General features: G+C 69.2%; 18 protein-coding genes. 12 read left to right on the forward strand and 6 right to left on the reverse strand.

The annotated features are described in order from the left end of the window. Positions 1-2: 2 nt before the first annotated feature. The 4 genes from ACM1PE_RS13215 to ACM1PE_RS13230 form a co-directional block, all read right to left on the reverse strand. Entirely contained in the window at positions 3-1,055 is a 1,053-nt protein-coding gene (locus ACM1PE_RS13215; protein ID WP_059380023.1) for an alkene reductase, read from the reverse strand. A gap of 49 nt (positions 1,056-1,104) precedes the next feature. Then, complete coding sequence (locus tag ACM1PE_RS13220; RefSeq protein ID WP_059380022.1) at positions 1,105-1,452, reverse strand: ArsR/SmtB family transcription factor; 348 nt, start codon at positions 1,450-1,452, stop codon at positions 1,105-1,107. Between the two features lie 163 nt (positions 1,453-1,615). Next, positions 1,616-3,025 (reverse strand): amidase family protein, encoded by a 1,410-nt coding sequence (locus tag ACM1PE_RS13225; RefSeq protein WP_419343515.1) that lies wholly within the window; start codon positions 3,023-3,025, stop codon positions 1,616-1,618. Between the two features lie 53 nt (positions 3,026-3,078). Further along, positions 3,079-4,065, reverse strand: coding sequence for a Bug family tripartite tricarboxylate transporter substrate binding protein (locus ACM1PE_RS13230; protein WP_059380020.1), 987 nt, complete (start codon positions 4,063-4,065; stop codon positions 3,079-3,081). 127 nt (positions 4,066-4,192) lie between these two features. Here ACM1PE_RS13230 and ACM1PE_RS13235 point away from each other — a divergent pair, with 127 nt between their 5' ends. After that, positions 4,193-5,161, forward strand: coding sequence for a LysR substrate-binding domain-containing protein (locus ACM1PE_RS13235; protein ID WP_419343517.1), 969 nt, complete (start codon positions 4,193-4,195; stop codon positions 5,159-5,161). Here the strand turns inward: ACM1PE_RS13235 and arfB are convergent. After that, a complete protein-coding gene (arfB, locus tag ACM1PE_RS13240) occupies positions 5,127-5,543 on the reverse strand; it encodes an alternative ribosome rescue aminoacyl-tRNA hydrolase ArfB (protein ID WP_059380019.1) in 417 nt (138 codons plus the stop codon). The two genes, ACM1PE_RS13235 and arfB, sit on opposite strands and share 35 nt — an antisense overlap. 93 nt (positions 5,544-5,636) lie before the next feature. On the opposite strand from arfB, the gene queE reads away from it, so the two are divergent. The 7 genes from queE to ACM1PE_RS13275 all read left to right on the forward strand — a co-directional run bounded on the left by queE (position 5,637) and on the right by ACM1PE_RS13275 (position 12,052). Then, entirely contained in the window at positions 5,637-6,269 is a 633-nt protein-coding gene (gene queE / locus ACM1PE_RS13245; RefSeq protein ID WP_059380018.1) for a 7-carboxy-7-deazaguanine synthase, read from the forward strand. A 28-nt stretch (positions 6,270-6,297) separates the two neighbouring features. After that, positions 6,298-6,741: a 6-carboxytetrahydropterin synthase QueD gene (queD, locus tag ACM1PE_RS13250; RefSeq protein ID WP_013394146.1), complete on the forward strand. Its 444-nt coding sequence runs from the start codon at positions 6,298-6,300 to the stop codon at positions 6,739-6,741. A gap of 186 nt (positions 6,742-6,927) precedes the next feature. Further along, entirely contained in the window at positions 6,928-7,404 is a 477-nt protein-coding gene (locus ACM1PE_RS13255) for a MarR family winged helix-turn-helix transcriptional regulator (RefSeq protein WP_059380017.1), read from the forward strand. Continuing rightward, positions 7,401-9,452, forward strand: a complete 2,052-nt coding sequence (locus ACM1PE_RS13260) for an FUSC family protein (protein ID WP_059380016.1) — start codon at positions 7,401-7,403, stop codon at positions 9,450-9,452. Before ACM1PE_RS13255 ends, ACM1PE_RS13260 begins: the two co-directional genes overlap by 4 nt. Then, positions 9,449-9,661 (forward strand): DUF1656 domain-containing protein, encoded by a 213-nt coding sequence (locus ACM1PE_RS13265; RefSeq protein WP_419343521.1) that lies wholly within the window; start codon positions 9,449-9,451, stop codon positions 9,659-9,661. Before ACM1PE_RS13260 ends, ACM1PE_RS13265 begins: the two co-directional genes overlap by 4 nt. A 2-nt stretch (positions 9,662-9,663) precedes the next feature. After that, positions 9,664-10,578 carry an efflux RND transporter periplasmic adaptor subunit gene (locus ACM1PE_RS13270; RefSeq protein WP_419343523.1) on the forward strand — a complete coding sequence of 305 codons (915 nt, stop codon included), beginning with the start codon at positions 9,664-9,666 and terminating at the stop codon, positions 10,576-10,578. A 52-nt stretch (positions 10,579-10,630) separates the two neighbouring features. Beyond that, entirely contained in the window at positions 10,631-12,052 is a 1,422-nt protein-coding gene (locus tag ACM1PE_RS13275) for an efflux transporter outer membrane subunit (RefSeq protein WP_059380014.1), read from the forward strand. On the opposite strand, the gene ypfH is transcribed toward ACM1PE_RS13275, so the two are convergent. Further along, positions 12,053-12,757 carry an esterase gene (gene ypfH / locus ACM1PE_RS13280; RefSeq protein ID WP_118932087.1) on the reverse strand — a complete coding sequence of 235 codons (705 nt, stop codon included), beginning with the start codon at positions 12,755-12,757 and terminating at the stop codon, positions 12,053-12,055. It lies immediately after the preceding gene. Positions 12,758-12,942: 185 nt separating this feature from the next. Here ypfH and ACM1PE_RS13285 point away from each other — a divergent pair, with 185 nt between their 5' ends. From ACM1PE_RS13285 to ACM1PE_RS13300, 4 genes are all read left to right on the forward strand, one after another. After that, positions 12,943-14,478: an amino acid permease gene (locus ACM1PE_RS13285; protein WP_118932088.1), complete on the forward strand. Its 1,536-nt coding sequence runs from the start codon at positions 12,943-12,945 to the stop codon at positions 14,476-14,478. A 216-nt stretch (positions 14,479-14,694) separates the two neighbouring features. Further along, positions 14,695-15,399 (forward strand): translesion DNA synthesis-associated protein ImuA, encoded by a 705-nt coding sequence (gene imuA / locus ACM1PE_RS13290; protein ID WP_059380011.1) that lies wholly within the window; start codon positions 14,695-14,697, stop codon positions 15,397-15,399. Then, on the forward strand, positions 15,329-16,798 hold the full coding sequence (locus tag ACM1PE_RS13295) for a DNA polymerase Y family protein (protein WP_419343525.1): 1,470 nt from the start codon (positions 15,329-15,331) through the stop codon (positions 16,796-16,798). Before imuA ends, ACM1PE_RS13295 begins: the two co-directional genes overlap by 71 nt. 6 nt (positions 16,799-16,804) lie before the next feature. Continuing rightward, positions 16,805-20,029 (forward strand): error-prone DNA polymerase, encoded by a 3,225-nt coding sequence (locus tag ACM1PE_RS13300; protein WP_419343527.1) that lies wholly within the window; start codon positions 16,805-16,807, stop codon positions 20,027-20,029. The last annotated feature ends 3 nt before the right edge of the window (positions 20,030-20,032 follow it).

A 20,032-nucleotide genomic window follows, 5' to 3' on the forward strand; every position in this document is an offset into this window, starting at 1 on the left:
GGTCAAGCCAGGGCCGGATAGTCGGTATAGCCGCCCGGGCCAGGCGCATAGAACGTGGCCGGGTTGGGCCGGTTCAGCGGCGCCTTGAGTTCGAAGCGGCGCGCCAGGTCCGGGTTGGCGATGTATTGCACGCCGAAGGCCACGGCATCGGCCCGGCCCGCGGCGATGGCGGCCTCGGCCGACTCGCGGCCGAATCCTTCGTTGGCGATGTACGTGCCGCCGAACTCGGCCTTGAGCATCGGGCCCAGGCTGTCGGCGGCTTCATACTCGCGCACGCACAGGAAGGCGATGCCGCGCTTGCCCAGTTCACGCGCCACGTAGCCGAAGGTGGCGGCCGGATTGGAATCGCCCATGGTGTGGATTTCCCCGCGCGGCGACAGATGCACGCCCACGCGGCCCGCGCCCCACACCGACACGCTGGCGTCCACCGCTTCCAGCAGCAGCCGCGCGCGGTTTTCGAGCGAACCGCCATAGGCGTCAGTGCGGTGGTTGGTGCTGTCCTGCAGGAACTGGTCCAGCAGATAGCCGTTGGCGGCATGCACTTCCACGCCGTCGAAACCGGCCTCCATCGCCATCCGCGCGCCGTGGCGGTAAGCCTCGACCACGCCCGGAATCTCGGCGGTTTCCAGCGCGCGCGGCGTGACGTAGGCGCGCTGCGGCCGCACATGGCTGACGTGGCCCTTGGCCGCAATGGCGCTGGGCGCCACGGGCAGTTCGCCATCCAGGAACATGGGATCGGAGATCCGGCCCACGTGCCAGAGCTGCGCCACGATCAGGCCGCCGGCCCGGTGCACCGCGGACGTGACCTTGCGCCAGCCCTGGACCTGTTCGGGGGTCCACAGGCCCGGCGTATCGGCATACCCCACGCCTTGCGGGGTGACCGCCGTGGCTTCGGTCAGGATCATGCCGGCGCCGGCGCGCTGGGTGTAGTACTCGACCATCAGGTCGTTGGGCACGCGGCCCGGGCTGGCGTGCATGCGCGTCAAGGGCGCCATCACGATGCGGTTGCGCAGCGTCAGATCGCCTGCGCGCAGGGGTTCGAAAAGTTGGCTCATGCGTAAATCCTTGGCCCCGGATGAAGGGGCCGCTGGCGGCGTAGCGAGGCTACATATCCTGGTTCAATTGCCGCAGGAACGCGGCAATGGCGGCTTCGTTGCGACGGTAAAAAATCCACTGCCCCACCTTGGTCGCCGAGATCAGGCCCGCGCGCTGCAGAACGGCCAGGTGCGAGGACACGGTGGACTGGGACAGTCCGCAGCGTTCATCGATGTGGCCCGCGCATACGCCATGCTCGAAGGTATGGCCCGGGCGTACCTCGAAGTACGCGTGCGGCGTCTTCAGCCAGGCAAGAATGTCGCGCCGCACCGGATTGGCCAGCGCCTTGAGGATGGCGTCGGCGTCGATGGCAGGTAGCGAGGCGGCAGGGTCGGGGCTGGAAGTTGAGACCGTCATATTGAAGTATCGCAATTTATCGAATCTTATATCGGAACTATTCGATATATAGTCATGCCCCTGCGCCGGACAGGGCTTTATGGCCGGGGCGGATAGCCGCGCGCGGCTATCCGCCCCGCCCCCCCCCATAGCCGCCCTTCCCCTTCCTTCCACCCCGCGCCGCTCAGGCCAAGAGCCTATCCTGCACCGACCACCCCGCGCGCGCCTCGATGGCTTCGCCCGCGGCCAGGCACAAGTCTTCCCGGAACCGCCCCGCCACCAGCTGGACGCCCATCGGCACGCCGTCCGCCAGGCCCACAGGGACCGACAGGCCGGGCAAGCCCAGTATCGCGGTCGAGACCAGCGGGCTCTGAGCGCGCAGCATGTCGCCCATGGCTGCGTCGCCTTGCTGATCCTGGTCAATGGCGAATGGAAGCTCGAACGACACCGGCATGAGCACGAGCGGATAGCGGTCGAAGAACCCGCCCCATTCCCGCAGTATCGTGGTGCGCAGCGCCAGCGCCTGGACCAGGCCGTCCTTGTCCAGCGGCGCGGTGTGCGCCAGCATGCTGCGATAGGCGCGCTGTATCGCAGCGTCGCCGGCGCGCTCGATTTCGCGGCCCATGGAGCCGGACGCTTCGTTCATCAATACGTTGCGCCATAGCTCGGCCGCTTCCTCGAAACGGGGCGGCGCTGCCGTTTCGATGATGTAGCCCGCGTCTTCCAGGTACTTTGCGGCGCGCAGCAAGGCGTCCAGCACGGCGGGATCGGGCTTGAAGGCCGAGGTGCCGCAGAACAGCGCCACCCGCCGGCAGTCCCCGGGCTGGCGCAGGTCCAGCGGCGCAGGCACCCACCACGGATCGCGGGAATCGCCCGCCGACATGGCCTCCAGCCCGAGTCTCAGGTCGGCGATGTTCCGTGCCAAGGGACCCTGGGTCGCGGCCAGTTGGGAAGCCACCGGGCGCTCCGACTTCTGGCTGGCGTTGTAGGCCGGCACCCGGCCTTGCGACGGCCGCAGCCCCGCCACGCCGCAGGCGTAGGCCGGGTAGCGGATCGATCCGCCCTGGTCGCTGCCGTGCGCCAGCGGCCCCATGCCCAGGGCTGCGGCGACGGCCGCGCCGCCGCTGGAGCCGCCCGGCGTGCGCGCGGCGTCGAACGGATTGACGGTGCGGCCATGCAGGTCGTTGTCCGAAAACCAGCGCCAGGAGAATGCCGGAACGTTGCTGCGGCCGATCACCACGGCGCCGGCCTTGAGCCAGTTGTCGACGGCGGGATTGTTCTCGCTTGCGATGAGGTCCCGATACGCGACGACGCCATTGGTGGTGGCCGACCCGGCCAGATCTGCATTGGCCTTGATCGTCACCGGCACGCCGTGCAGGATGCCTAGCGGCGCGCCCGCGCGCACCGCGGCGTCGGCGGCGTCGGCCGCCTGCAGGGCCTGGTCGGCGCAGATCTCGGTGAGCGGGTTGAAGATGGGGTTGAGCCGTTCCGCCCGTTGCAGGCAGTTCTGCACCGCTTCCCGGCTGGAAACTTCCCGCTTGCGGATGGCCCGGGCCAGGTCGACGGCGCTCCAGCGCCAGAGTTCGTTCGTCATGATGGCTCCCTATGGTGTTGAACGCGGGTGTTGAACGCGGGTGCTGAACGCGCTCAGTCGGCCGACGCGCCGGAGCGCTTGACCATCTCCCCCCAGCGCGGGATCTCGGTGGCGATGAGGTTGGCGAACTGTTCAGGCGTGGACGGCGTCGCGTCGACGGACAGCGTTTCGTTGAGCTTGAGCACCGCCGGGTCCTGCAGCGCCTTGGCGATGGCGCGATTGAGCTTGTCGATGATGGGCTTGGGCGTACCGGCGGGTGCGACGATGCCGCCCCAGGACACCACTTCGAAGCCCTTCAAGCCGGATTCGTCGAGGGTGGGCACGTCCGAGAGGACAGGCACGCGCGCCAGGCTGGTCGCCCCCAGCACCTTGACCTGGCCGGAGCGGATGAAGGGCAGCACGCCCGCGACGTTGTCGATCATCACGTCAAGCTGCCCGCCCACGATGTCGCCCACCGCCTGTTGGCCGCTCTTGTACGGGACGTGCAGCATGGTCGTGCCCGTCTCGCTCTTGAGCATTTCTCCGGCCAGATGGGCGCTCGATCCCACGCCCAACGAGCCGACGCTGACCTTGCCCGGATGCTGCCTGGCATAGTCGACCAGGCCCTGCACATTGCTTGCCGGGAAGTCGTTGCGGGCGATCAGCACCAGGGCATTGCTGATGGCCAGGCTGATGGGCGCAAGGCTGCGTTGCGGGTCGTAAGGCAGCTTCGAATACATGCTCTTGTTGATCGCCAGCGTGACCAGGTTGCCGAAGCCGATGGTGTAGCCGTCCGGCGCCGCCGCGGCCAGCGCCTGGGTGCCGACGATGCCGCCCGCCCCGCCGCGGTTGTCGACGATCACCGGCTGGCCGAGTTCGCGCCCCAGGGCGTCCGCGATCGGGCGCAGCACCACGTCCGGACCGGACCCCGCCACATACGGCACGATGAGCTTGACCGGCCGTTGGGGCCAATCCGCCTGGGCCGCGCCGGCGCCTGCCGCGCCCAGCAAGGCAAAACACAGTGAAAGGGTCTGGCGTACACGACGGGGAAAGATCTGCATGGCTTGCTCCTGAAGTACGGGACTGCATGGTCTGGTCGTCGTGAAGCTTAGAGATCGCCCGCGCTGCGCATAAGGCTATTTCTTTGTTAAGGTGACAACTAGCAGTTGTCGCCACCGGGGGAAGCATATGAAAGACCACCATCTGCGGGCCTGGCTGAAGGTCGCCGAATTGCGCAGCATCCGGGCTGCGGCGCGCAGCCTGCACCTGAGCCAGGCCGCCGTGACCAAGGCCATCAAGGAACTGGAAACGGAACTGGAAGCGCCGCTGCTCACGCGCAGTCCCCAGGGCATCGAGGTCACCGCGTGCGGCGTACACCTGACGGTGCGGGCGCAGCTTGCCCAGGCCCAGCTCTCGTTGGCGCGCCAGGACATCCGCCAACTGCTCAGCGGCGCCCAGGCGCGGGTGGCGGTGGGCGTGACGCCCATGGTGATGCTGAGCGTGCTGCCCGACGTGCTGAACGATTTCAAGCAGAGCATGCCCGCGGCCAAGCTCAAGGTCTCGGAAGGCCTGCTGGCCGCCGTGCTGCCGGCATTGCGCAACGGCTCATTGGATTTCGCGTTGGCATCCGGCATGGCGGACAACCATGGCGGGCAGGAATTCGATTTCGAGGAACTGCGGCCGCTGGAATTCATGGTCGCCTGCCGCCGCGGTCATCCGCTGGCGGGCGCCACGCGTTGGCAAGACATCGCGGGCTGCGAATGGCTGCTCAACACCTCGGGCGGCAGCCACACCGACGCTTTTCTGCAAGGCTTGCGCGCAAACGGCCTGCAACCGCCCGAACGCGTCATCGATTGCGATACGTTCGGCGTGATGTGGAACCTGATGGTCCGCAGCGACGCGTTGATCGTCTGCCCCGCGGGCATGCTCGAGATCCCGCCCTACGGCGCCGAAGCCAGCCAGATCCGCACGGAGGCGCCCATGCCGGTCGCCAGCATCGGCATCATGACGCTGCGGGGAACGCCACTGTCGCTGGCGGCGGCCACCATGGCGGACCTGTTCCGGCAGCGCCTGCACAGCCGCGCCCAGGCCGGGCCGCGGGCCGCCCTCACGCGGGCCGCCCTCAATCCCCCTGGACCCGCCCCCGCAGGCGCTTGACTTCGCCGTGCAGCACCTTGCGCTGCACGCGCCGGCGTTGCGAGGCGCGGGTGGGCTTGGTCGGGCGGCGCGGCTTGTCGGTGCGCGCCGCCGCGCGCACCATGGCGATCAGGCGCTCGATGGCTTCGGCGCGGTTCTTTTCCTGGCTGCGGAACGTCTGCGACTTGATGACGATGACCCCGTCCTTGGAGACGCGGTGATCGCTAAGGGCGCATAGCGCTTCCTTGATTTCCTCGGGCAGGCTGGAGGCTCGCACGTCGAAACGCAGGTGCACGGCGCTGGACACCTTGTTGACGTTCTGGCCGCCCGCGCCCTGGGCGCGGATCATGGTGAACGCGAGATCGCGTTCATCCAGGTAGATGGAATCTTGGACGTGAAACATAGCCCGCAAGTATAGATGCGCCGCGCAAAGTAAAATAATGCGCTTTTGCCTGATTTATCCGGGGTCCGGCCTTATCCGACCGCCGGCACCACCATGACTTACTCCGCCAAAGAAATCTTCAAGACACTGCAGGGCGAAGGCGCCCACGCAGGCCGTGCGGCGGTCTTCTGCCGCTTTGCCGGCTGCAACCTCTGGACCGGCCGCGAAAGCGACCGCGCCAGCGCCGCCTGCACCTTCTGCGACACCGACTTCATCGGCACCGACGGCGACGGCGGCGGCAAGTTCGCCACGCCCGAACTGCTGGCCGACGCCATCGCCGCGGCCTGGGGCCCCGGCGCCAACGACCGCTACGTGGTCTTCACCGGCGGCGAACCGCTGCTGCAACTGGACGCGCCGCTCTTGACCGCGGTGCACGCGCGCGGCTTCACGGTGGCCATCGAAACCAACGGCACCATCAAGCCGCCGGCCGGCATCGACTGGATCTGCGTCAGCCCCAAGGGCACCGCGCCCGTGGTCCTGGAGCGCGGCGACGAGCTCAAGCTGGTCTATCCGCAAGCCAACGCGCAGCCCGAAGCCTTCGCGCACCTGGACTTCGACCACTTCTTCCTGCAACCCATGGACGGCCCCGCACGCGCGGCCAACACCGAACAGGCCGTCCAGTACTGTATGCAGCATCCGCAATGGCGGCTCAGCCTGCAGACCCACAAATACATAGGCATTCCATGATTCACCCTAGCCCCCTGCGGAGCGCGCCATGATTTCCGTGACCCGCAGGCTGGAATTCGACGCCGGCCACCGCATTCCCGACCACCGCAGCCAGTGCCGCAACCTGCACGGCCACCGCTACGTGCTGGAGATCACCCTGACCGGCGACGTGGTGCAGGCGCCCGGCGAATCCGACAACGGCATGCTGATGGATTTCTCCGAGATCAAGCACATCGCCAAGACCCACATCGTGGACGTCTGGGACCATGCCTTCCTGGTGTACGAGGGCGACGCCGCCGTGCGCGGCTTCCTGGACAGCCTGCCCGGCCACAAGACCGTGGTGCTGGACCGCATCCCGACGGCCGAAAACCTGGCCGCCATCGTCTTCCAGACCCTGGCCCCGCACTATCACGGCCACTATGGCGCCGAACTGCGCCTGACCCGCGTGCGCCTGTACGAAACGCCCAACTGCTGGGCGGACTGCAACGGCTGAACGCCGGGGCGCGGCCGCCGCCGCCGCGCCCGCGTCGCTCCCCGCGACGCCGAAAATCCCAGAACGCTGTCCCTGGTTTTCCATAGCTGGAACAACCGTCCTCTATTTTCCCGATTGAGAAAATCCATGGAGATAATCGCCATTTTCAATTATTAGTAAGCTAATAGATAGGATACAATCTATTCCATGAACACGCCCACCGACTCCCAGCTCATGGCCACCACCTCCGCCCTGATGGTCCTGTCGCGCGCCTATCGCGGCGCCGCCGACAAGGCCTTGGCCGACTACGGCCTGTCCCAGGCCACCGCCTGGCCCGTGATCCTGGCCGGCCGCCTGGGAGACGGCGTGCGCCAAGGCGCGCTGGCCGAGGCGCTGGGCGTGGAAGGCCCCTCGCTGGTGCGGGTGCTGGACCACCTGGTCGCCGCAGGCCTGATGGAACGCCGCGAAGACCCGCACGACCGCCGCGCCAAGACCCTGCACCTGACCGACGCCGGCCAGGCGCTGCGCGCCAAGGTCGAGGATGTGCTGGTCGATTTGCGCCGCCGCCTGTTCCGGGGCGTGAGCGAAGCCGACCTGCAAGCCTGCCTGCGGGTCTTCGACAGCCTGAAAGTCACCCTGGGCCGCGGCGGCGCCGGCACCCAGCCACAGGACGAACAAGCGTGAAACTCCCCAACGTCCGCGAATCCATCTTCTCGCTCAAGAGCTACCTGAGCGCCATCATGGCGCTCTACCTGGCCTACAGCATGGGGTTGCCGCGTCCGTTCTGGGCCATGACCACGGCCTACGTCGTGGCCCAACCCTGGTCGGGCGCGGTGCGCTCCAAGGCGCTGTACCGCCTGGCCGGCACCTTCTTCGGCTCGGCCGCCACCGTCTACCTGGTGCCGCGGCTATCGAATTCCCCGGTGGTCATGACCGCCGCCATGGTGCTGTGGGTGGGCGCCTGCCTGTACCTGTCGGTGCTGGACCGCACGCCGCGTTCGTACCTCTTCATGCTGGCGGGCTATACCGCCGCCATGATCGGCTTTCCCAGCGTGACCGCCCCCGCCCAGGTGTTCGACACCGCCCTCGCCCGCGTCGAGGAAATCAGCCTGGGCATCGTCTGCGCCACCTTGATCCACAGCATCGTGCTGCCGCGCGGCCTGGCCCCGGCCCTGACGCTGATGCTGGACAAGGCCGTGCGCGACGCCCGCAACTGGATGCACGACACGCTCAGCGGCCAGGCCACCGAACAGAAGGACCGCGACCGCCGCGTGCTGGCCAACGACATCACGCAGCTGCGCCTGATGTCCACCCACGTGCCTTTCGACACCAGCAACCTGCGCTGGACCTCGGGCGCGGTGCGCGCCATGCAGGACCAGATCGCAGCGCTGACGCCCACCGTGTCCGCCGTGGAAGACCGCATGCGCGCCCTGCAGGCCGGCGGCCAGCCACTGCCGGAAGCCGTCACGGCCTTGCTCGCCGACATCTCCGAATGGATCAACGCCGGCGCCCAGGCCACCCACGAGACAGCGGTCCAACTGCGCGCCGCCGCCACCCGCCTCACGCCCGACATCGACAGCCGCTCCAGCTGGCGCGAGGTGCTGCTGGCCAGCCTGATGACGCGCTTGCGCGAACTGGTCGACACCTATGACGAATGCCTGGCGCTGCGCCGCGAGATCCGCGCGGGCCTGGCGGGCGCGCCGCTGCGCGCGCCGCGCTCCAATCCCGCGCCCAACACCGCGCTGCACCGCGACCGCGGCATGGCGCTGCTATCGGCCCTGGCCGCCGGCGTGGCCATTTCGGTCTGCTGCGCCTTCTGGATCGGCACGGCCTGGAGCAACGGCGCCACCGCCGCCCTCATGGCCGCCATCTTCAGCTGCTTCTTCGCGTCGCAGGACAATCCGGTCCCCGGCATCATGCAGTTCCTGACCTACACGGTGTATTCGATTCCGCTGTCGGCGCTGTACCTGCTGGGCATCATGCCCGCCCTGCATTCGTTCGAGATGCTGGCCCTGGCCATGCTGCCCACGACCTTCGTGCTGGGCATCTTCATTGCCCGGCCCGCCACCGCCGGCAAGGCCATGGCGATGCTGTTCGGCTTCCTGGGCACCATGGCGCTGCAGGACACCAACACCGCCGACATCGTGTCCTTCATCGACACGCAGGTCGCGCAGTGCATGGGCGTTGCCACCGCGGCCATCATCGCCGCCATCTTCCGCACCGTCAGCGCCGACTGGAGCGCACGCCGCATCCAGGCCGCCAACTGGAAGGAACTGGAAACCCTGGCAAGCTCGCCGCGCGCGCCTTCGCGCCACACCTACGCCGCCCGCATGCTGGACCGCATCGGCCTGTTGCAGCCGCGTCTGGCGCTGGCCCAGCGGCCCGACGACCTGGTCGCCGCCGACGCGTTGAAAGACCTGCGCGTGGGCCGCGACATCACCGAACTGCAGCGCGCCCGGCGTCACCTGCCCATGGCGGAACCCGCCATCCAGCCAGTGCTGGACGGACTGGCGAAATTCTTCCACGCGCGCTCGGCCTGGCAGGTCGGCGAAAAGACGCCCGAGTTCCTGGCGCAGATCGACCGTGCGCTGGCCAGCGTGACGGCCACACCCCCGGGCGCCGCCGCCCGCGACCGCGCCGTGGTCGCGCTGGTGGGCCTGCGCCGCGCCTTCTTCCCCGACGCGCCCGACTACCAACCCGCCCATCCCACCCTGGAGGGCCAAGCATCATGATCGGCGAATTCAATTTCTACGGCGTCTATTTCCCCTGGCTGCTGGTGCTCGGCGTGGTGACCCTGGGCGTGGCCTGGGCAGTGCGCCGCGTGCTGGCCCGCGCCGGGCTGTACCGCCTGGTGTGGCACCCCGCGCTGTTCGACCTGGCGCTGTTCGTGGTGCTGCTGTACGGCGTATCCCTCATTTCCCCCTATTTACTCCAGAGATAAGCATGAAACTCCCCAACGCCCTGCGCCCCGCAGCCATCGGCAAGTTCGCGGTGACCGCCGTCGTCGTCGCCGCGGCCGCCTACGCCGGCTGGCAGCTCTGGGTGCACTATGAAGTCGAACCCTGGACCCGCGACGGCCGCGTCAAGGCCTACGTGGTGCAGGTCGCGCCCGATGTCTCCGGCCTGGTGACCAGCGTGCCGGTGCACGACAACCAGGACGTCAAGGCCGGCGACGTGCTGTTCGAAATCGACCGCGCGCGCTTCCAGCTGGCCTACGACCAGGCCCAGGCCTCGGTGCGTTCCGCGCAAGTGGCGCGCGACCAGGCCGTGCGCGACGCCAAGCGCAACCGCTCTTTGGGCCAACTGGTGGCCGCCGAGGCGCTGGAACAAAGCCAGACCAAGCTGCAGCAGACCGAAGCCGCGCTGGCCCAGGCCGAAGTGCAGCTCAATACCGCGCGCCTGAACCTGGAACGCAGCCGCGTGCTGGCGGTGAATGACGGCCGCATCACCAACCTGGACCTGCGCGCGGGTTCCTACGCCACCGCTGGCCGCGGCGTGATGGCGCTGGTGGATTCCAGTTCGTTCTACGTCGAAGGCTATTTCGAGGAAACCAAGCTGCCTGGCATCCACGAAGGCGACGCCGTCACCGTGACGCTGATGGGCGACTCGCACCATATCCGCGGCCACGTGGAGAGCATTGCCATGGGCATCGCCGACCGCGACCGCAGCACCGGCGCCAACCTGCTGCCCAACGTCAATCCCACGTTCAACTGGGTCCGCCTGGCGCAGCGCATCCCGGTGCGCGTGAAGATCGACGACGTGCCCGCAGGCGTGCGCCTGGTGGCGGGACAAACCGCCACCGTGTCGGTGGATTCCGGCCCGGCCCAGTCGCAGGCCGAGGCGCGCCAGCCGTCCTGATCGTTCCTTTCTTCCACCCCTACTCTCTTATCGACGCACAGCCGTAACCGCCATGAACACCAGATACCTCCTGCCTCTTACGCTGGCCCTTGCGCTGGCCGGATGCGCCGCCGTGGGCCCGGACTACCAGGTGCCCGCCGGATCGGCGGCCGAGCGGCAGAGCGCGCAGGCGCCCTTCACGCAGGCGCGCGAGGCGGCGTTCCGGCAGGATGCGGTGCCTGGCCACTGGTGGCGCCTGTACGACGATCCCGTGCTGGATGGTCTGGTGGAAAAAGCCCTGGCCGCCAACACCGACCTGCGCGTGGCCAGCGCCAACCTGGAACGCGCCCAGGCCGCCGTGCGCGAAGCGCAGGCGCAGCAGCAGCCGTCCATCGGCGTCAATGCCTCGCCCACTTTCGGCCACGTGTCCGGCCTGCAGGAACTGCAGCCCGGCATCGATCCGCCCAACCGCTGGTCCTACTCCATGGGCGCCAGCGTGGCATACCAGCTGGACCTGTTCGGCCAGATCCGCCGCGCCGTGGAAGCGGCCAGCGGCGACGAGCAGGCCGCGCAGGCCGCCTATGACGCCACCCGCGTCACCGTGGCCGCCGAGACCGCCCGGGCCTACGCCAATATGTGCGCGGCCGGCATGCAGCTGGCTTCGGCCCAGCATTCGGTGCAGGTGCAGAAGCAATCGCTGGACGCGGTGGACCGGCTGCAACGCGCCGGCCGCGGCACCACGCTGGACGTGACCCGCGCCCGCAGCCAGCTTGAACAGCTGCAGGCCAACCTGCCGCCGTTCCAGGCCCAGCAGCGCACCGCGCTGTACCGCCTGGCGGCGCTGACCGGCCAGACGCCGGGCGAAATCCCGCCCGCGCTGCTGCAATGCGCCCAGGCTCCGCGCCTGACCGAAACCATCCCCGTGGGCGACGGCGCCGAACTGCTGCGCCGCCGTCCCGACATCCGCCAGGCCGAACGCACCCTGGCCGCAGCCACCGCGCGCATCGGCGTGGCTACTGCGGACCTGTATCCGAAGATCTCGCTGGGCTTGTCGGCGGCCTCGGGCGGCCCGGCCGCCATGTTCGGCGACCGCGGCACCTTCAGCTGGAGCGTCGGTCCGCTGATCTCCTGGACCATACCCAACACCGGCGCCGCGCAGGCCCGCATCGCCGAGGCGCAGGCCAGCACCAAGGCCGCGGCGGCGCGTTTCGACGCCACCGTGCTGAATGCCCTGCGGGAAACGGAGAGCGCGCTGGTGGTCTACGCGCGCCAACTGGATCGCGACACCGCCTTGCGCGCCGCGCGCGACCAGAGCGCCGAGGCCGCCTCGCAGGCAAGCCGCCTGTTCCAGTACGGCAAGACCGACTACCTGACCGTGCTGGATGCCGAGCGCACGCTGGCCAGCAACGAAAGCGCGCTGGCGGCTTCGCAGGCCGACCTCAGCAGCGACCAGATCGCGCTGTTCCTGGCGCTGGGCGGCGGCTGGGAAAAATGATCAATGCACCGGGGTGCCGTCGGGCGGCGTCTGGTTAAGACCCAGCGCGGCCTCCCAGCTGCGCAACGGCACGCAGGTCTTCAAGCGCACGATGGCGCGCTCGATCAGCGCCGGGTGCAATGCGTGCCCCACCTGGGTCGCGATGTCGATGGTCGAGTCGCCGTGCAGCTCGGTCAGGCGCGCCTGGGCGGCCTGGATGAGCTCCACGTTCATGATCGGATCGGCGGCGCCGTGCAGCAGGTGCAGCGTGGTGAACTGCGGCGCGAGCTTGGGCATCTGGGCGTAGCGGCCCGAGAAGGCGATGACGCGGCCGGCGATGCCGTCGTGCGCCTGCACCAGTTCCAGCGCCATGATGGCGCCCTGCGAAAAGCCCGCCAGCGCCGTGTCCGACTGCAGCAGGCCGAAACGCGCCTGCGCCTCGCGCACATAGTTTTCCAGGGGCGGCAAGGCCCGCGCCACGCGTTCCGGGCGGTTTTCCTCGGTCACGCCGCGCACCGAGAACCACTGCCGGCCGTCGCCGCCGCCGTCGTAGGGCTCGAACCCCTGGGGCACCAGCACCGCCGCGCTGGGGAACGCCGCGCGCACCGCTTTTGCCAACGGCTCCATGTCGTCGGGGGTGCCGCCCACGCCGTGCAGCAGGATAAACAGCTGGCGCACGTCGACGCCGGCGTTGGGAAGAAACTCGATAGAAGTGGAAGACGCCATGAAACTGCTCCGTGCTGGCTGGGGCCGCCGAACGGCCCCGGAATAGCCGCATTGTAAAATGCGCGCCTTGAAGCAACCTTTGCCGCACCGCCACGGACCGGCTGGCTTGCGCGGCATTGCCTGGCGGGCAGGCCCGCACGCCCGTGCCTGATGGTCCGCCGCCGCGGCAACTTCCTACCCCAGTAATGCAAACTCCGACAACAGAATCCGGCGCCACGCCTGCCGGCCAGAACCAGCTGCATCGCGTGCTCAAGGCGCGCCACCTCACGATGATAGCGTTGGGCGGGGCCATCGGCACCGGCCTGTTCGTGGCCTCCGGCGCCGCCATCGCCCAGGCCGGCCCGGGCGGCGCGCTGCTGGTCTACCTGGCCATCGGCCTGATGGTCTACTTCATCATGACCAGCCTGGGCGAACTGGCCACCTTCATGCCGGTATCGGGTTCCTTCTGCACCTATGCCTCGCGCTACGTCGACGGCGGCTTCGGCTTCGCGCTGGGCTGGAACTTCTGGATCAGCTGGGCCACGGTGGTGGCGGTGGACGTGGTGGCCGCGCAACTGGTCATGGCCTATTGGTTCCCCGATACGCCCGGCTGGATATGGAGCGTGGCCTTCCTGGCCCTGACCTTCGGGCTGAATGCCTTCTCGGCGCGCAGCTTCGGCGAAGCCGAGTACTGGTTCGCCATCATCAAGGTCGTGGCCGTGCTGTGCTTCATCGGCGTCGGGCTGGCGATGCTGGTGGGCATCATCCACAGCGGCACGCCCGTGGGCCTGGTCAACTGGTCGGTCGGCGACGCGCCCTTCGTGGGCAATGCGGCCACCTGGGTGGGCGTGGCGATGGTGGTGGCCTATTCGTTCCAGGGCACCGAACTGGTGGCCGTGGCCGCCGGCGAATCCGAGAATCCCCGCCGCAACGTGCCGCGCGCGATCAACCACGTGTTCTGGCGCATCCTGCTGTTCTACGTGCTGGCCATCCTGATCATCGGCCTGCTGCTGCCCTATACCGACCCGCAGCTGCTGCGCAACGAAGTGGAAGACATCGCGGTCAGCCCCTTCACGCTGGTGTTCCAGCACGCGGGGCTGCTGTCGGCGGCTACCGTGATGAACGCCGTGATCCTGACCTCGGTGCTGTCGGCCGGCAATTCCGGCATGTACGCGGCGACGCGGATGCTGTTCAACATGGCGGTGGAGGGCCAGGCGCCCGCCCTGTTCCGGCGCGTCACCCGCGGCGGCGTGCCGCTGTACGCGCTGATGGCCACCGCGCTGCTGGCCTGCCTGTGCCTGTTCAGCCTGGTGTACAGCCCCAAGGCCGTCTACATCTGGCTGCTGAACTTCGCCGGCATGACCGAATTCATCGTCTGGCTGAGCATCGCGGTCAGCCATTACCGCTTCCGCCAGGGCTATGTGAAGCACGGCTACGACACCGCCGACCTGCCCTACAAGGCCGGCCTGTTCCCCTTCGGCCCGCTGCTGGCCTTCGTCCTGTGCCTGGCGGTCACGCTGGGCCAGAACTACCAGGCCTTCCTGCAAGACCGCATCGACTGGATCGGCGTGATCTCCACCTACCTGGCGATCCCGCTGTTCCTGGCCTTGTGGATCGGCCACCGGCTGGTGCGCAAGTCGCACTGGATCCGGTACGAGGATATGCGGTTTTATGGGTTGGATCTGGATCGCACGGCGGGTGTGGAGGCCTCGGTATCTACTGCGCAGAACGCCCGCGCTTGATTGCGATCCGCCTGCCTGAAGCGGCTAAAATCGCGTTCAACACGGCCCGCTCCTCTGCATCGAAAGGTGTACGGGCGGGTTTTCTTTTGGGCTGCCGCGTTACCGGCGCAAAACTATTCGCGGCGCGCTCTGCCCCTTTTAAATACTGTATATATATACAGCTATAATGACGCATCGGCCACTACCCCGGGTCCCCGCAAGCCGGAACCGATCGCCATGCAGTCCCCAGAACGTATCCATCCCGCGTTGTGGCGCGCCACCCAGTTGGCTCAAGGCGCCGCCCGCACCCTGCCCACCGGGCATGCCGCGCTTTCGCCCGAGCTGCCGGACGGCGGCTGGCCGCTGGGTTCGCTGACCGAACTGCTGGTGCCGCACCCCGGCATCGGCGAAATCCGCCTGCTGCGTCCGGCGCTGGCCCAGCTGGAAACCCGCCGCGCCATCGCGCTGGTGCAGCCGCCGCACGCGCCCCACATCGCCAGCTGGATGAGCTGGCGGCTGGATCCGCGCCAATTGCTCTGGGTGGCGCCGGAAAAACCCGTGGACGCGCTCTGGGCCGCCGAACAGATCCTGAAGAACGGCAGCTGCGGCGCCCTGATCTGCTGGCTGCCCCATGTGCGCCCCGAATCCCTGCGCCGCCTGCACCTGGCCGCCCAGGCCAGCGACCTGCTGTTCATCGCGGTGCGCCCCAGCAGCGCGGCGCAAAACGCCACGCCCGCGCCCTTGCGGCTGGCGCTCGCGCCGGCCGCGGGCGGCTTGTCCGTCCACATCCTGAAGCGCCGCGGGCCCGCCTGCGATACGCCGCTATACGTGGGCCTGGAACCGGGCGCCACCACACCTGTTTCTCCCCGCCATGCGCCTCTGGATCGCCGCCTTCCTGCGCTGCCTGCCGCTGGACGCACTGCGCCCGCACTGGCCGCTTGAGGGGCAGGCGTTCGCGGTCCTGGAACAGGAACGCGTCGCCGCCCTGACGCCCGCCGCCCGCCGCGCCGGCGTCAAGCCGGGCATGCGCCGCGCGGGCGCGGCCGCCATCGCCCCCGAGGTCGAGCTGCTGCCCCGCGATGTCCTGGCCGAGTCCGAAGCCTTGCAGGGCGCGGCGCTGGCGCTGCTGCAATACACGCCCGAAATCGCCCTGGCCGACGGCGACACGTTGCTGCTGAACGTAAGCGCCAGCCTGATGCTCTTCCGCGGTCCGAAGGCGCTGCACCGGCGGGTCGCCGCCACCTTGCGCGCCCTGGACCTGCGCGTCTCGCTAGGCATGGCGCCGACCGCCGCCGGCGCCTGGCTGCTGGCGCGCAGCCCCGGCCGGCGCACACCCCGGCGCACCCTGACGCTGCCCACGCTGACCCGGCGGCTGGACGCACTGCCGCTGGCCCTGCTGCCGCAGGCGCAGGCCCGCCGCGACTGGCTCGACGACATCGGCTGCCATACCCTGGCGGACCTGCGCGCCCTGCCGCGCGCGGGCCTGCAGCGGCGCAGCGCGCCCGAACTGCTGCAGGCCCTGGACGCCGCCTACGGCCTGGCGCCCGAGCTCCACCGCTGGATCGAGCCGCCGCACCAATTCTCGCGCCGCATCGAACTCACCGACTACGTCGAACACACCGACGCGGTGCTGGCGGTGGCGCGCCGGCTGGCCGAACAGCTGGGCGGCTGGCTCAGCGCCCGGCAACTGGCGGTGCGCCGCGTGGTGCTCAGCATGGAACACGAACGCGGCCGCCACGCCCGGCCACCCACCGAACTGGAACTGGCCCTGGCCCAGCCGGTCTGGCAGGCGCCGCAGATCCTCCACCTGCTGCGGGAAAAGCTGGCCCGCTTCACGCTGGAAGCGCCCGTGATCGCCGTGGCGCTGTTGGCGCCCGACACGGTGGAACAGCCCGCCGCCAGCACCACCCTGTTCCCCGAGCCCGGCGGCACGCCCGCCGACCATGCCCGGCTGCTGGACCTGCTGGTGGCCCGGCTGGGCCGCGACCAGGTGCGCCACGCCCACCCGGTTCCCGACCACCGCCCCGAGGCCGCCAACGCCTGGGGCGACGCGCTGTCGCCGCCCCAACGTCCCGCGCCCCTGCCCGCCCTGCTGGACCGCCCCTTCTGGCTGCTGGACCCGCCGCTCCCCTTGAAGCTTTCCGGCCACCGGCCGCAATACGGCGGCCAGGCGCTGCGCCTGATGCGCGGCCCCGAACGCATCGAAAGCGGCTGGTGGGACCCGGCCCTGACGGTGCGCGACTACTTCGTCGCCGAGGACGCCGCCGCCGCGCGCTACTGGATCTACCGCGAGCGCGACGACGAGCACGCCCGCTGGTTCCTGCATGGGCTCTACGCCTGAAGCGTCATGCGCATGGACGACGACGACACCCCCCGCCTCCTGGCGCAGTTGCCCGGCTACGCCGAGCTGCAATGCCAGTCCAATTTCTCTTTCCTGCAGGGCGCTTCGCACCCCGAGGAACTGGTCGAGCGCGCCGCCGAGCTGGGCTACGCCGCGCTCGCCATCACCGACGAATGCTCGCTGGCGGGCGTGGTCCGCGCCCACGTGGAAGCCAAGACCCGCAAGCTGCCGCTCATCATCGGCGCCACCTTCCAGCTGCGCGCCGCGCCCGACGCCGCGCCGCTGGGCCTGACCCTGCTGGCGCAGACGCGCGAGGGCTACGGCAACCTGTCCGAACTGATCACCCTGGCCCGCACCCGCGCCCCCAAGGGCGAATACCAGCTGGCGCCCGAAGACCTTACCCACCCGCCCGCGGGCCACGCCCATCTGCGCCACCTGCCCGAATGCCTGGCCATCCTGAGCCCCGCCTACGGCACCGACGCCGACCGCATGGCCGAGCAGGCGCGCTGGCTGGCGCGCGTCTTCCCCCACCGCGCCTGGGTCGGACTGACCCTGCTGCACCGCTCGCGCGACGACCTGCACCGCGCCGCGGTCGAACACGCCGCGCAGGCCGCGGAACTGCCCATCGTGGCGCTGGGCCAGGTGCAGATGCACCTGCGCTCGCGCAAACCGCTGCACGACACGCTGACCGGCATCCGCACCCGCCAGCCCGTATCGCAGTGCGGCTACGAACTGTCCGGCAACGCCGAACAGCACCTGCGCACGCGCATGCGCCTGGCCAACCTGTACCCGCCGCAAGCGCTGGCCCAGACGCTGGCCATAGCCCGCCGCTGCGCCTTCTCATTGGACGAGCTGCGCTACGAATACCCGGACGAGATCATTCCGCGCGGCCACACGCCGGCCACCTATCTGCGCCAGGAAACCCTGGCCGGGGCCGCCCGCCGCTTTCCGTCCGGCACGCCGGACAGCGTCACCACGCAGATCGAAAAAGAGCTGGCCCTGATCACCGACCTGCACTACGAAGCCTATTTCCTCACGGTCTACGACATCGTCCAGTACGCCCGCGGCGAAGGCATTCTGTGCCAGGGCCGCGGGTCCGCCGCCAACTCCGCGGTCTGCTACTGCCTGGGCATCACCGAAGTGGATCCGGTGCGCGGCAACAACCTGTTCGAACGCTTCATCAGCAAGGAACGCAACGAGCCGCCCGACATCGACGTGGACTTCGAGCACCAGCGCCGCGAAGAAGTCATCCAGTACATCTACCGCAAATACGGCCGCGAACGCGCCGCGCTCACCGCCGTGGTCATTTCCTACCGGCCGCGCAGCGTGCTGCGCGATACCGGCTGCGCGCTGGGCGTGGACGCGGGCGTCATCGACGCCGTGGCGCGCGCCCACCAATGGTGGGACGGCAAGAAAGAAATGCTGCGCACGCTGGGCGCCTGCGGACTGGACCCCGAATCGCAGGTGGCGCGGCAGTGGGCGGCGCTGGCGCAGACCCTGATGGGCTTTCCGCGCCACCTGTCGCAGCATCCCGGCGGCTTCGTGATTTCACGCGGCAAGCTGTCGCGCCTGGTGCCCATCGAAAACGCCGCCATGGCGGACCGCAGCGTCGTGCAATGGGACAAGGACGACCTGGACGCGCTGGGCCTGCTGAAAGTGGACGTGCTGGCGCTGGGCATGCTGTCGGCACTGCGTCGCACGCTGGAACTGGCCGGCCAGCGCCGCGGCCAGCCCTTGCGGCTGCAGGACATTCCCCCCAGCGACGCGCCCACCTACGACATGATCTGCGACGCCGACACCGTAGGCGTGTTCCAGATCGAATCCCGCGCCCAGATGACCATGCTGCCGCGCCTGCGTCCGCGCGAATACTACGACCTGGTGGTGCAGGTGGCCATCGTGCGCCCAGGCCCGATCCAGGGCGGCATGGTCCATCCCTACCTGCGCCGCCGCCAGGGCAAGGAGCCCGAAACCTATCCCAGCGAAAAAGTGCGCGGCGTGCTCAGCCGCACCATGGGCGTGCCCATCTTCCAGGAACAGGTCATGCAGATCGCCGTGGTGGCCGCGGGCTTCACACCGGGCGAATCCGACCAGTTGCGCCGCTCCATGGCAGCCTGGAAGCGCAAGGGCGGCGTGGACAAGTACCGTACCAAGCTGGTCGGCGGCCTGCTGGCCCACGGCTACAAACTGGATTTCGCCGAGGCGCTGTTCCGCCAGATCGAAGGCTTCGGCGAATACGGTTTCCCCGAAAGCCATGCCGCCAGCTTCGCGCTGCTGGCGTACGCCAGTTCGTGGCTCAAGCGGCACGAGCCCGAAGCCTTCCTGGCCGCCCTGCTCAACTCCCAGCCCATGGGCTTCTACGCCCCCGCGCAACTGGTGCAGGACGCCCGCCGCCACGGCGTTTGCGTGCTGCCGCCGGACGTGACGGTCAGCGGCTGGGACTCGGCCCTGGAAACCCTGCCCGAGGGCCACCCCGGCGCCCGCCGGACCGCGCATCCGCACGCGCCCGCCACCGACGGCTCCCGCCCCGCCGTCAGGCTGGGGCTGAGCCTGATCCAGGGCATGCGCGAGGACGCCGCCCGGCGCATCGAAGACGCGCGCGCCGCCGCGCCCTTTGCCGACACCGGCGACCTGGCCCGCCGCGCCGCGCTCACCCGCCATGACCTCAACGCGCTGGCGGCCGGCGACGCCCTGCGCACCCTGGCCGGCCATCGCCGCCAGGCCAGCTGGGAAGCCGCCGCCAGCGTGCAGAGCCGCGACCTGCTGCGCGACGCCGCCATCCAGGAAACCCAGGCGCCGCAATTGTCCGCCCCTTCCGAAGGCCAGACCGTGGCGGCCGACTACCGCAGCGTGGGCCTGACGCTGCGCAGCCACCCCGTGGCCTTGCTGCGCCCCCAGCTCGCGGCGCGCAACTTCCAGCCCGCCTCGGTGCTCAACGGCTACCCCGACAAGCGCGTCGCGCGCGCCTGCGGCATCGTCACCGTGCGCCAGCGCCCGCAGACTGCCAAGGGGGTGATCTTCGTCACGCTGGAAGACGAGACCGGTCCCGTCAACGTGGTCGTGCGCACGGAACTCATCGAACGCCAGCGCCGCGAATTGCTGGGGGCCTCGCTGCTGGGCGTCTACGGGTCCTGGCAAAGCGTGGACGGCGTGCGCCACCTGATCGCGCAACGGCTGGTGGACCTGTCCGAGCTGCTGGGCGACTTGAACACCCAGAGCCGCAATTTCCACTAACCG

Source organism: Achromobacter sp. PD1, from assembly GCF_048541815.1.
Classification (GTDB): Bacteria; Pseudomonadota; Gammaproteobacteria; order Burkholderiales; family Burkholderiaceae_B; genus Achromobacter; species Achromobacter bronchisepticus_A.